Origin of the sequence: Dyadobacter sp. CY312 (assembly GCF_021390535.1) — a bacterium.
Taxonomy (GTDB): Bacteria; Bacteroidota; Bacteroidia; order Cytophagales; family Spirosomataceae; genus Dyadobacter.
Genome location: NZ_JAJUXG010000015.1, coordinates 165,562 through 178,252, shown reverse-complemented (window position 1 = coordinate 178,252; position 12,691 = coordinate 165,562). Strand labels below are relative to the sequence as shown.

Below are 12,691 nucleotides of genomic sequence, written 5' to 3'. Positions count from 1 at the left end.
TTATGAGTTTTAAGCGAGTTGTAATCACAGGAATGGGCGCATTAACGCCTGTTGGTAATGATGTTCCTACTTTTTGGAAAAATTTGGTTGCTGGTGTCAGCGGTGCTGCACCCATTACCAGATTTGATGCAGAGAAGTTTCGTACCCGTTTTGCCTGTGAGGTAAAAGGGTTGGACATCAATGATTACATTCCTCGGCAGGAAGCCCGTAAAATGGACCCATTCACCCAGTATGCCGTTATTGCGACTGACGAAGCAATGAAGGACGCCGGCTTTGACACAGATAAGCTTGATCTTGACAAAGCCGGTGTAATTTGGGGATCGGGGATTGGCGGATTGAAGACCTTTGAAGATGAAGTTCTAAATTTTGCGGAAGGTGGAAAAAATCCACGTTTCAATCCTTTCTTTATCCCTAAGATGATTGCGGACAGTGCGTCCGGAGTTATTTCTATCCGTTACGGATTCAGGGGGCCAACTTTTATTACCGTTTCCGCTTGTGCGTCTGCTACGAATGCGCTCATTGATGCATTTAATTATATCCGGTTGGGTATGATGAATGTGTGTATATCGGGTGGATCCGAAGCAGCAGTTACAAATGCAGGAATGGGTGGATTTAATGCATTAAAAGCATTGTCGGAACGTAACGATTCTCCGGAGACCGCTTCACGTCCCTATGACAAAGACCGTGACGGTTTTGTTTTAGGAGAAGGTGGCGCTGCACTCATTCTGGAAGAATACGAACATGCGAAAGCGCGCGGAGCTAAAATCTATGCCGAAATGATCGGCGGAGGAATGTCTTCCGATGCTTATCACATTACAGCTCCGCATCCTGATGGAAGAGGTGCTTACATGGTGATGAAGAACACTGTGGAAAATGCAGGAATAAGGCCTGAGGAAATTGATTATATCAATACACACGGCACTTCTACACCGATTGGAGATCCTCAGGAAATAAAAGCAATTGAGAAGTTCTTTGGCGAGCATGCTTATAACATGAACATCAGCTCAACGAAGTCCATGACGGGTCATTTGCTTGGCGGTGCAGGCGCAATTGAAGCAGCAGCTTGCATCCTGGCGATTCGTGATCAGATTATTCCACCTACGATCAATCACTTTACAGATGATCCGGAAATTAATCCCCGATTGAATCTTACCTTCAACAAAGCCCAAGAGCGCAAGGTCAATATTGCCCTAAGTAACACTTTCGGTTTTGGCGGTCATAATGCTTCCGTCATTTTTAAAAAGTATGAGGGCTGATTAAAAATTTAACCTTGGCAAAGCGAATTCTTATACCGATACTCTCTCTTTTCAGAACCGGAAGTGCGGAGGATAAAAAATTTAAAGAATCGATTGCCCATGTAATTGGCGACCGCCCGTCCAATCTGGGAGTTTATCAACTGGCATTCAGACATACGTCTGCATCGCGCGAAACCGCTATCAAAGGATTTCGAGAATCCAATGAGAGGCTGGAATATCTGGGCGATGCCGTGCTGGGAATGGTAGTCGCAGAGTTCCTCTTTACAAAGTATCCCTACAAAGACGAAGGTTTTCTTACAGAAATCCGCTCGCGCATAGTTAATCGCGAATCACTAAATCAAATTTCCCGTAAGTTAGGCCTCGATAATCTGATCGAGTACGATGGCAATCGCAGGGGAATGTCTCCGCGCTCTTCCATGTATGGCGATGCTCTGGAAGCATTCGTTGGTGCTATTTACCTTGATAAAGGATTTCGATTTACACGAACGTTTATCATCAGTAAACTCATCACCCATTACGATCTGGATAGCATCATTCAGAACAACGCCAATTTCAAAAGTCTGATTATAGAATGGGCGCAGCGTGAAGGAAAGGAAATTCGTTTTGAAATTCTCGAAGAACGTGGCACTCGTCACCACAGAGAGTTCATTTCGCAAATTCTGGTGAATGATGAGCCTTTTGCTACCGGAAATGGTTTCACCAAGAAAAAAGCTGAGCAATCGGCTTCTGAACAGGCTTGTGCGCTGTTGGAATTGAAGTAGCAATATCTCCGAATTCCCTCTCAACAAAGTTTATATTTTTTGGATGGCTAATTGGCCTGGTGTTCCTGCATATACAATATCCTGACTCAGGGTATTAGTGTGATGGAAGGATAGGCTCAATGATAGCAGTTAAAGCCTATTTCTGTTGCGTTTTGAATGTCTGAGACGGTTGTTTTATAATTCGTTCATGAATGCACCACTTGAAGATTTCTGATTCGGAAAGAGCCTTAAATCGAAAAAGCCCTTCGTAAAAATACGAAGAGCTTTTCTTAACTATTGTTGGCCGACAAGGACTCGAACCTTGAACGAGACAACCAAAATGTCCTGTGTTACCATTACACCATCAGCCATAACTGTTAATAGTGGTGCAAAAATAATACGGATAATCTATCTTGTCAAGTTTTTGGCGAAAAAAATTTATATACTTTTTAATTCTACCTGATTTGCAATCTTTTTGACAAGACCTTGAAGTACCTTTCCTGGGCCACATTCGATGAATAAGCCAGCTCCATCCTGAACCATTGCTTCCACAGACTGTGTCCAGCGAACTGGTGCAGTTAGCTGAGATATCAGGTTTTCACGGATTATATTGATATCCGTAGAAGGTTTCGCATTTACGTTTTGATAAATGGGGCAAACGGGCGATTTGAATTCGGCTGCATGAATAGCGGCTGCAAGTTCTTCTCGTGCCGGTTCCATCAACGGAGAGTGGAATGCTCCACCAACCTGAAGTAGGAGCGCGCGTTTTGCTCCGGCAGCTTTCAATAATTCACAAGCCCTTTCTACACCTTCAATGCTTCCGGAGATCACAACCTGGCCCGGACAGTTATAGTTTGCAGGAACAACCACTTCGTCTGTGATACTTGCACAAATGTCTTCTATTGTTTTATCATCCAGTCCGAGTATTGCAGCCATGGTGGATGGGCGGATTTCACATGCTTTTTGCATCGCATCGGCGCGTTTCGCTACCAGTTTTAAACCTTGTTCAAAAGATAATCCGCCAGCTGCTACAAGTGCTGAAAATTCGCCAAGAGAGTGTCCTGCGACCATGTCAGGAGTGAAATCACTACTGTTTTGTGCAAGAGCGACCGAATGAATGAAAATGGCAGGCTGAGTTACGTTGGTTTGTTTGAGTTCTTCGTCAGTTCCTTCAAACATTACCTTGGTTATTTCAAACCCAAGAATTTCGTTGGCTTTGTCGAATAAACTTTTGGCCAAATCAGATGATTGATACAGATCCAATCCCATTCCTTTAAACTGAGATCCCTGACCAGGGAAGATATATGCCTTTTTCATAATTAATGATTTTGAAATGTTCGTGGTGAAATAAAAAAAGCCCCGCAACTGGGTGCGGGGCTACAAAGGAAATACTTGTGAATGAAAGAAAAAAGAATTCTGACAGGTTCGCTATCGCGCTTACTACCTAAGGAGTTGCACCCATCCTTTAAGAACAGTAGGTTTAGGGTTTCTGCTTGTGGATTCGAAGAAGACGGAAACTTCGTAGTAGTACTGACCTGCTGCAAGGTTTTTGCCATCTTTTGTTTTTCCGTCCCAGTTGATGTTAACATCTTTGGTATCGTATACCTGCGCGCCCCATCTGTTAAATATTCTGCATTCAAGCGACTGCACAAAAGCCGGGCAGTCGTATGGTTTGAAAGTGTCATTTTTGTTGTCACCGTTTGGCGTGAAGACATTGGGCAGCACATACATGGGGCAATTGTCTTTGCAGACAATGTTGCTTGGTGCGCTTTCAGCCCCAAACCCATTCACAGATGTGACATAATAACAGCCGGCAAAGGAGGTAAGGCCATTATGTTCAAATGTTGTTGCCAGCGGGATCGGAGGTGGTATTACCGTACCAACAAGCGCAGGCGTGTCGCCTTCATATCTTGCATAGTAAATTCTGTAAGCCGACAAATTCTGGTCGCAATCCTGGGGGAAAGTCCAGGAGAGGTTGTTTGTGAAGCTGGTCTGGTTACAGAATGTTTCGGGGTTGTCAATCAGCTCCGAACAATCCAGGGGATCAATTTCGAGCACCGGCGGACATGGTTTGGTGGTATCCGAAGCGGCAACGCAAATGATCTGTGAGAAGTTAAGCAGCGTATCCGGTTTGATCTGTCTGTTGTTGTAAGACCCGAAAGTTTCGACCTTATAGCAATAGGAAACATCTTTTGAAATGGTCACATTGACAGTTCCGTCACCGGGGAATTTATCATTACCGTCATCGATGTAAGTGAATGGCTGGTTTCCCTGTGTTTTTACATCATCAATTCTGTTGAATGTGCCTGGTTTGGCTTTGTCTTCCCGGTATACCCTGTGAATTGTTCCGTTGTTGTTCCAGGGTACAATGGCCGACCAGTTCAGGCGAATACTTGTAGGAATTGCTGCGCCCTGTTCAAGTCTTACACTGCTTGCTGGTTCGGTGATGTCCTGCACAACGAGTGTTCCGCCTTGTGTAAGGGAATATTCGAGCTGATATCTGTAAGCGTTGTCTGTGGTATTAAGGCCTTTGTCGACGAATTGTGTATCAGCGACATTGGGATCCAGGTTAGTGGTTACCTTAAATACTTCTGTAAACACCGTTCCGTTTTGTCCTACTGCCCTAAGGAGTCTGTATTGGGCAGGAAGCCCGGCTTTAGACATTGGTCTGGTCCATCTGACAGTGATTTCCCCTGTTGTCTGGTTTGTCTGATCCACGGTAACATGTGTGATTACGGGCATGATGGTTGGCAGATTGAGACAGAATTCATCGGAAGCAATACTTTCTCCACCACCTACCAGACTACCCGGTTCGTTGAGGTTTGCTCCCGGACGCGGGAATTTTACCACAATCCTGTAACTGTATGAAACCCCTGCTTTGAGCCCTTCCTGATTATCCAGATATGTTGTTTCATTTACGCCAACGCGGCCGATTTCGGTATACCCCGAACCGGCGGGAATACCTGAGATACAAACATCTTCGGGAATATCTTTACATCCTTCACTTCTGTAAATGACGATACGGGCGCCAGGCACCTGACATTTGTATGCATCCCATGTGACCCTGTAAGCGACGCCAACGGGATCGGTAGCAGCAACGGCTTTTACATTGACAGGTTTTGGTCCGTAAACACGGATATTAAGGGTTGTCATGTCGACGAGTTTTCGAAACAAAGCCGGACTGGGTGTATTTGGTCCTGGCCCGTCCTCTACTTTGAAGAGCACATCATAAGGTTCGAGCCTGACGTGGTCACATCCTGTTTGCCAGGTAAGCACACCTGCCACCTGAGACTGAGTACCCTGTTGTGCAACAGTAAACCTTGCAAATGCAGGTTTGATCAGTGATGGAGATGGCGCAATTCCTTCATATATCCCACTTGTTGAGGTCAGTGTAAGCCTGTCGCCATTTTTGTCGGTGGCAGTAATTCTTTGATTGATGAGTGTTCCCGCTTCGACGCATATATCAGGAATAGGATCAATTTTAGGTCTGTCGTTTCTTGCATCTTCGACGATGATCTGCATGTCTCGGACAATCCTTCCTATGCGGAACCCATCGCGCCATTCTTCGACAATGAATGCGACGTTGTAATAACCTTTTGTCATGGGTGCATCCCAGATCAGGTCTCCTGTAATGGGATTGAGACTAAAAGTTGCCGGGCTTGCTCCTGCTTCGGTTCTGCCGGGGGCGCCGACCAGATTGGGATCTTCATATTCAAGATTGATACCTGCACCGTTTAATCCACTTCTCTGAGGTATAAACATCTTGTAAGAAAGACTGTCACCATCGGCATCGAAAGCACCCGGGTTGTGGATGTAGCGCTGTCCGACTGCTGCGAGGTCGATGGGTGCATTGAGCAATACCGGTGTTTGGTTTAAACCTAAATTGGAGTTGATATCCAGTGTGGTGCTTACGTAGAAATTAAGTCCGTTTGTTGGTTTTGGACCGATGTTTAAAACGTTATCATTTCTATTGTCTTCTTCAAAAGAAATTCGATACTGTCCAGTTCCCGGGAAGGTGTATTGAATTGTATAGACGTTTCGGGTACTACCATTTCCAATTTCAACCAGCTCAACACGGGGTGCTGAAAGGACTACCGGACGTCCTGTGGAGTTAACGTTACCAATGGTAAACTCTACAGTGTTCTGCTGTCCGGCAGCGCCAGAACCGGTGATTATATCAAAATAAGCTGTGAGCTTAATTTCGTAAGTAGGTGAGGCAAGAGACAAGCGGCGGGCTGTTATTTCACCGGCACGAATGTGTGTGGCGTTGGCCTGGAAGCCTAAGCATAGTAGTAACACACAAAATAGTACTTGCAGGTATTGTAAAAAAGAGCGCATATATATCAGTACTTAACTAATTTGGACAGGGCTTCGATAAGATGGCAAAGTTAGACGGAATATAGGTGAGAACATACGTGAGAACTGAAAAGGCTCTCGCAGTATATGACCCATTTCGTCTTAAATGGAACGAAAATATAGCCAAAAATGTGTGTTTCTCCCATTAATATGACTCACATTCGCTTATTATTAGTGTAACAAGCAGGTTTCTCACAAATGATAAAGAAATATGCCAGATAATATAGTAAATGTTTGGCATTGATAATGAATGCTTTATAACATACAAAAATAGGGTTTAATTATTCGCCTGAAATGAATAATTAAACCCCGTAAATTTTTCAGCTCCCTTCACCTATCTAAGCAATTGCACCCAACCTTTGAGAACAGTTGGTTTCGGGTTTTTGCTGGTCGATTCGAAGTAAACAGATACTTCATAGTAATACTGCCCGGCTGCGAGGTCTTTGCCATCTTTTGTTTTTCCGTCCCAGTTGATGTTGACATCTTTGGTATCGTATACCTGTGCACCCCATCTGTTAAATATCCTGCATTCGAGCGACTGCACAAAAGCCGGACAGTCGTATGGTTTGAAAGTGTCATTTTTGTTGTCACCGTTTGGCGTGAAGACATTGGGCAGCACATACATTGGGCAATTGTCTTTGCAGACAATGTTGCTTGGTGCGCTTTCAGCCCCAAACCCATTTACAGATGTGACATAATAACAGCCGGCAAAGGAGGTAAGTCCATTATGTTCAAATGTTGTTGCCAGCGGGATCGGAGGTGGTGTTACCGTACCAACAAGCGCAGGTGTATCACCTTCATATCTTGCATAATAAATTCTGTAAGCCGACAAATTCTGGTCGCAATCCTGGGGGAAAGTCCAGGAGAGGTTGTTTGTGAAGCTGGTCTGGTTACAGAATGTTTCGGGGTTGTCAATCAGCTCCGAACAATCCAGGGGATCAATTTCGAGCACCGGTGGACATGGTTTGGTGGTATCCGAAGCGGCAACGCAAATAATCTGTGAGAAGTTAAGCAGCGTATCCGGTTTGATCTGTCTGTTGTTGTAAGACCCGAAAGTTTCGACCTTATAGCAATAGGAAACATCTTTTGAAATGGTCACATTGACTGTTCCGTCACCGGGGAATTTATCATTACCGTCATCGATGTAAGTGAATGGCTGGTTTCCCTGTGTTTTTACATCATCAATTCTGTTGAATGTGCCTGGTTTGGCTTTGTCTTCCCGGTATACCCTGTGAATTGTTCCGTTGTTGTTCCAGGGTACAATGGCCGACCAGTTCAGGCGAATACTTGTAGGAATTGCTGCGCCCTGTTCAAGTCTTACACTGCTTGCTGGTTCGGTGATGTCCTGCACAACGAATGCTCCGCCTTGTGTAAGGGAATATTCGAGCTGATATCTGTAAGCGTTGTCTGTGGTGTTAAGGCCCTTGTCGACGAATTGTGTATCGGCGACATTGGAATCCAGGTTAGTGGTTACCTTAAATACTTCTGTAAACACCGTTCCGTTTTGTCCTACTGCTCTAAGGAGTCTGTATTGGGCAGGAAGCCCGGCTTTAGACATAGGTCTGGTCCATCTGACAGTGATTTCCCCTGTTGTCTGATTTGTCTGGTCTACGGTAACATGTGTGATTACGGGCATGATGGTTGGCAGATTGAGACAGAATTCATCGGAAGCAATACTTTCTCCACCACCTACCAGACTACCCGGTTCGTTGAGGTTTGCTCCCGGACGCGGGAATTTTACCACAATCCTGTAACTGTATGAAACCCCTGCTTTGAGTCCTTCCTGATTATCCAGATATGTTGTTTCATTTACGCCAACGCGGCCGATTTCTGTATACCCCGAACCTGCGGGAATACCAGAGATACAAACATCTTCGGGAATATCTTTACATCCTTCACTTCTGTAAATGGTGATTTTGGCACCAGGGACCTGACATTTGTATGCATCCCATGTGACCCTGTAAGCGACGCCAACGGGATCGGTCGCTGCGACGGCTCTAACATTGACAGGTTTTGGTCCGTAAACACGGATATTAAGGGTTGTCATGTCGACGAGTTTTCGAAACAAAGCCGGGCTGGGGGTATTGGGTCCGGGTCCGTCTTCTACTTTGAAGAGCACATCATAAGGTTCCAGCCTGACGTGGTCGCATCCTGTCTGCCAGGTAAGCACACCTGCCACCTGAGACTGAGTGCCCTGTTGTGCAACATTAAACCTTGCAAATGCCGGTTTGATCAGAGGTGGCAGAGGTGGTACGGATTCGTAAATCCCGCTTGTGGAAGTGAGTGTAAGCCTGTCGCCATTTTTATCGGTGGCGGTAATCCTTTGATTGATAAGTGTTCCTGCTTCGACGCATATATCAGGGATGGGATCAATTTTAGGCCTGTCGTTTCGAGCATCTTCGACGATGATCTGCATGTCGCGGACAATCCTTCCTATGCGGAACCCATCGCGCCATTCTTCGACAATGAATGCGACGTTGTAATAACCTTTTGTCATGGGTGCATCCCAGATCAGGTCTCCTGTAATGGGATTGAGACTAAAAGTTGCCGGGCTTGCTCCTGCTTCGGTTCTGCCGGGGGTGCCGACCAGATTAGGATCTTCATATTCAAGATTGATACCTGCACCGTTCAATCCGTCTTTCTGAGGAATAAACATTTTATACGCCAAACTATCACCGTCGGCATCAAAAGCACCGGGGTTGTGGATATAGCGCTGTCCGACTGCTGCGAGGTCGATGGGCGCATTGAGCAGTACCGGTGTTTGGTTTAAACCTAAATTGGAGTTGATGTCCAGTGTAGTACTTACGTAGAAATTAAGGTTATCAGTTGGCTTAGGTCCGATATTCAACACGTTGTTGTTTCTTTTATCCTCTTCGAAAGAAATCCTGAACTGTCCGGTACTTGGAAAGGTGTATTGAATGATATAGATGTTTCTGGTAGTGCCGTTTCCGATATTAACAATGGGTAAAATTCGGGGTGCTGAAAGGACTACCGGACGTCCTGTGGAGTTAACGTTACCAATGGTAAAGTCAACGAAGTCTTGTAAGTCAGAGGCGTCCGGGCCATTTACTATATCAAAATAAGCTGTTAACTTAATCTCATAGATAGGCGAAGCCATTGACAGACGGCGCGCCGTGATTTCACCGGCTCGAATGTGTGTGGCATTTGCCTGGAAACCAAATAAGGAAAGCAGCAAAAAAAGAAACAAAAATCTGAAACGAGGAGGAGAGATCGTCATATTATTTGGATTAACGAACATAGACTAAAACCTAAACGAAATCTTGCAAAAAACAGGTGTGTGTAAAGTAGGTGTTCTGTAACAATTTTCATATTATTTTACACAAGGTGACAAACTTAAGTAAATGCCTTGTGCTTCAAAATCAGGATTCTTAATAATGATTATAAATTATAATCAGTTTTACAAAAATGGCTTTGTTTTATTGTGTCGCATAGGTTTGTGCTATACCTTTGAATCGTTCTAAATATACCTCTTTTTTTTGCACTAAAACCATTCGTGTTTTCTATGTCGTGGTTTACACAAACGTTAACGAGTTCCATTGGTAAGAAACTTCTGATGGCTCTTACCGGACTTTTTCTAATAAGCTTTCTGGTTATTCATGCCGCTATTAATGCCATGATTTTTTACAATGACGGAGGTGAAACCTTCACGCATTGGGGGCATTTTATGGGTACAAACCCAATTATCCGTACGCTTGAAATCGGACTTGTTGCCGGATTCATCATTCACATTGTAGACGGTCTGATGCTTTGGAAATCCAATGCTGCTGCTCGTCCTGTGAAGTATGCAGTGAACAAAGCAGAGGCAAACAGTACCTGGTATTCCAGAAGTATGGGTTTATTGGGAACTTTGCTTTTGATCTTTTTGGTGATCCATACTGCGCATTTCTGGATTCCTAACCGTTCCAATCAGTTTGCTACCGGCGAGGAATTGAATTTGTACCAAATGATGCTGGATATTTTTCAAAACCCGATTGTGGTCTTGATTTATGTTCTGGGCTGTATTTCCTTATTCTGGCATTTATTGCACGGTTTCAAAAGTGCATTCCAATCGCTTGGACTAAATCACGTGAAATACAACGGTCTTATTTCATTTGTTGGAACGGCATTCTCTATCGTCATTCCGCTTCTTTTCGCTCTGATGCCGATCTCGATCTATTTGGGCTGGGTGTACTAAGCCGCTCTAAAAGCTGACAGCCAATCGCTGACAGCTCTGATTTTGAATATTGTTTTCTGATTAAATTAACATTACAAAATATATGGCAACTTCATCTAATCTGGATGCCAAAATACCACAGGGGCCGATTGAAACAAAATGGAGTAAATACAAGTCTTCAGTAGCTCTTGTTAACCCTGCCAATAAGCGTAACCTTGAAATCATTGTTGTAGGAACAGGTCTTGCGGGTGCTTCGGCTGCCGCTACACTTGCCGAAATGGGTTACAAGGTAAAAGCGTTTTGTTTTCAGGATTCTCCACGTCGCGCGCACTCGATTGCAGCGCAGGGTGGTATCAATGCTGCAAAAAATTACCAAAATGATGGTGACTCGGTTTACCGTCTTTTTTACGATACGATTAAAGGAGGAGATTATCGCGCAAGAGAAGGAAATGTACACCGTCTCGCAGAGGTTTCCGGAAATATTATAGATCAGTGCGTTGCAGCCGGTGTTCCTTTTGCACGTGAATATGGTGGTTTGCTTTCCAACCGTTCTTTCGGTGGAACGCAGGTTCAGCGTACTTTCTACGCAGCCGGACAAACTGGTCAGCAATTGTTACTTGGCGCTTATTCAGGTTTGCAGCGTCAGGTTGGTATGGGTACAGTTAAAATGTACAACCGCCACGAAATGCTGGATGTGGTAAATATCGATGGCAAATGCCGCGGTATTATCGCAAGAAACCTGATTACGGGTGAAGTTGAACGTCACGGAGGTCATGCTGTTTTGCTGTGTACAGGTGGATACGGAAACGTATTTTACCTCTCTACCAACGCAATGGGTAGCAATGTAACTGCTGCATGGAAAGCACACAAACGTGGTGCATACTTCGGTAACCCATGTTTCACGCAAATTCACCCAACCTGTATTCCTGTTTCAGGAGAGCATCAGTCAAAACTTACTTTGATGTCGGAATCCCTTCGTAATGACGGACGGATTTGGGTACCAAAGAAAAAGAATGATACTCGCCCGGGAAATGAAATTCCTGAGGACGAAAGAGATTACTACCTGGAACGCCGTTATCCTGCATTTGGTAACCTTGTTCCACGTGATATTGCTTCGCGTGCGGCGAAGGAAAGATGTGACGCCGGATATGGTGTAGGTACTTCCAAGCTTGCCGTTTTCCTTGACTTTGCTGCTGCGGTAGAGCGTTATGGAAAGGGAGAAGCGAATAAAAATAACATTGTTAATCCTTCAAAAGAAGATATTACAATCTGGGGAAAGGCGGTTGTAAAAGAAAAATACGGTAACCTTTTCGATATGTATAAGCAAATCACAGGAGAAGATCCCTACGAAGTGCCTATGCGTATTTATCCTGCTGTGCATTACACCATGGGCGGTCTTTGGGTTGACTATAACCTTATGACAACTGTTCCTGGCTTATATTGTTTGGGAGAAGCCAATTTCTCTGACCACGGCGCAAACCGTTTGGGTGCTTCTGCGCTTATGCAGGGACTTGCTGACGGATATTTTGTAATTCCCTATACCATTGGGTCCTACTTGTCCAAAGAAATTGGAACCGGTAAAATATCAACCGATCATCCGGAATTTATCAAGGTTGAAAAAGAGGTTAAAGACCGCATTGATACATTGATCAAAATTCAGGGAAAAACATCTCCTGAATTATTCCACCGTCGCCTGGGACAAATCATGTGGGATAAATGTGGAATGGCACGTAACGCACAGGGTTTGAAAGAAGCGATCGTTGAGATACGTGAACTTCGCAAGCAATTCTGGAGTGATGTGAAAGTGATGGGAAATACTACTGAATTTAATCCTGAACTTGACAAAGCCGGTCGCGTTGCTGACTTTATTGAACTGGGTGAATTGATGTGTATCGACGCACTTACCCGCGAAGAATCATGCGGAGGCCATTTCCGTGAAGAGCATCAGACAGAAGAAGGAGAAGCGCTTCGTGACGATGAGAACTTTATGTTTGTGTCGGCTTGGGAACACAAAGCTCAGGAAGAATGGGAGCTTCACAAAGAGGAGTTGATTTACGACAACATTAAGATTGCCCAAAGAAGTTATAAATAATAGCCGTCGGCATTCGGCCATCGGCGGGGCCGCCCCGGCTGATTTGCAGCCGGCCATTCGCTTAATTAATATT

7 protein-coding genes and 1 tRNA gene are annotated in these 12,691 nt (G+C 44.6%); 4 read left to right on the top strand and 4 right to left on the bottom strand.

Annotation, left to right across the window (positions count from 1 at the left end; genetic code table 11):
* The first annotated feature begins 2 nt into the window (after positions 1–2).
* Together fabF and rnc are read left to right on the top strand one after the other, a co-directional pair.
* Positions 3–1,256 carry a beta-ketoacyl-ACP synthase II gene (fabF, locus tag LZG71_RS21850; RefSeq protein WP_233823977.1) on the top strand — a complete coding sequence of 418 codons (1,254 nt, stop codon included), beginning with the start codon at positions 3–5 and terminating at the stop codon, positions 1,254–1,256.
* A gap of 14 nt (positions 1,257–1,270) precedes the next feature.
* Positions 1,271–2,017, top strand: coding sequence for a ribonuclease III (gene rnc, locus LZG71_RS21845; protein WP_233823976.1), 747 nt, complete (start codon positions 1,271–1,273; stop codon positions 2,015–2,017).
* A gap of 279 nt (positions 2,018–2,296) precedes the next feature.
* Here the strand turns inward: rnc and LZG71_RS21840 are convergent.
* The 4 genes from LZG71_RS21840 to LZG71_RS21825 all read right to left on the bottom strand — a co-directional run bounded on the left by LZG71_RS21840 (position 2,297) and on the right by LZG71_RS21825 (position 9,590).
* Positions 2,297–2,367: transfer RNA gene (locus tag LZG71_RS21840), tRNA-Gln, on the bottom strand.
* Between the two features lie 67 nt (positions 2,368–2,434).
* Positions 2,435–3,313 (bottom strand): ACP S-malonyltransferase, encoded by an 879-nt coding sequence (fabD, locus tag LZG71_RS21835; protein WP_233823975.1) that lies wholly within the window; start codon positions 3,311–3,313, stop codon positions 2,435–2,437.
* A 123-nt stretch (positions 3,314–3,436) separates the two neighbouring features.
* Positions 3,437–6,334 carry a gliding motility-associated C-terminal domain-containing protein gene (locus tag LZG71_RS21830; RefSeq protein ID WP_233823974.1) on the bottom strand — a complete coding sequence of 966 codons (2,898 nt, stop codon included), beginning with the start codon at positions 6,332–6,334 and terminating at the stop codon, positions 3,437–3,439.
* A 352-nt stretch (positions 6,335–6,686) separates the two neighbouring features.
* Positions 6,687–9,590: a gliding motility-associated C-terminal domain-containing protein gene (locus LZG71_RS21825; RefSeq protein WP_233823973.1), complete on the bottom strand. Its 2,904-nt coding sequence runs from the start codon at positions 9,588–9,590 to the stop codon at positions 6,687–6,689.
* Between the two features lie 285 nt (positions 9,591–9,875).
* Here LZG71_RS21825 and LZG71_RS21820 point away from each other — a divergent pair, with 285 nt between their 5' ends.
* Both LZG71_RS21820 and LZG71_RS21815 read left to right on the top strand, forming a co-directional pair.
* Positions 9,876–10,547 carry a succinate dehydrogenase cytochrome b subunit gene (locus LZG71_RS21820; RefSeq protein WP_233823972.1) on the top strand — a complete coding sequence of 224 codons (672 nt, stop codon included), beginning with the start codon at positions 9,876–9,878 and terminating at the stop codon, positions 10,545–10,547.
* Positions 10,548–10,629: 82 nt separating this feature from the next.
* A complete protein-coding gene (locus LZG71_RS21815) occupies positions 10,630–12,618 on the top strand; it encodes a fumarate reductase/succinate dehydrogenase flavoprotein subunit (RefSeq protein WP_233823971.1) in 1,989 nt (662 codons plus the stop codon).
* The last annotated feature ends 73 nt before the right edge of the window (positions 12,619–12,691 follow it).

Coding starts and splice junctions, on each gene's coding strand:
- fabF (WP_233823977.1), top strand. CDS start 3: ATGAGTTTTAAGCGAGTTGTAATCACAGGAATGGGCGCATTAACGCCT.
- fabD (WP_233823975.1), bottom strand. CDS start 3,313: ATGAAAAAGGCATATATCTTCCCTGGTCAGGGATCTCAGTTTAAAGGA.
- LZG71_RS21830 (WP_233823974.1), bottom strand. CDS start 6,334: ATGCGCTCTTTTTTACAATACCTGCAAGTACTATTTTGTGTGTTACTA.
- LZG71_RS21825 (WP_233823973.1), bottom strand. CDS start 9,590: ATGACGATCTCTCCTCCTCGTTTCAGATTTTTGTTTCTTTTTTTGCTG.
- LZG71_RS21820 (WP_233823972.1), top strand. CDS start 9,876: ATGTCGTGGTTTACACAAACGTTAACGAGTTCCATTGGTAAGAAACTT.
- LZG71_RS21815 (WP_233823971.1), top strand. CDS start 10,630: ATGGCAACTTCATCTAATCTGGATGCCAAAATACCACAGGGGCCGATT.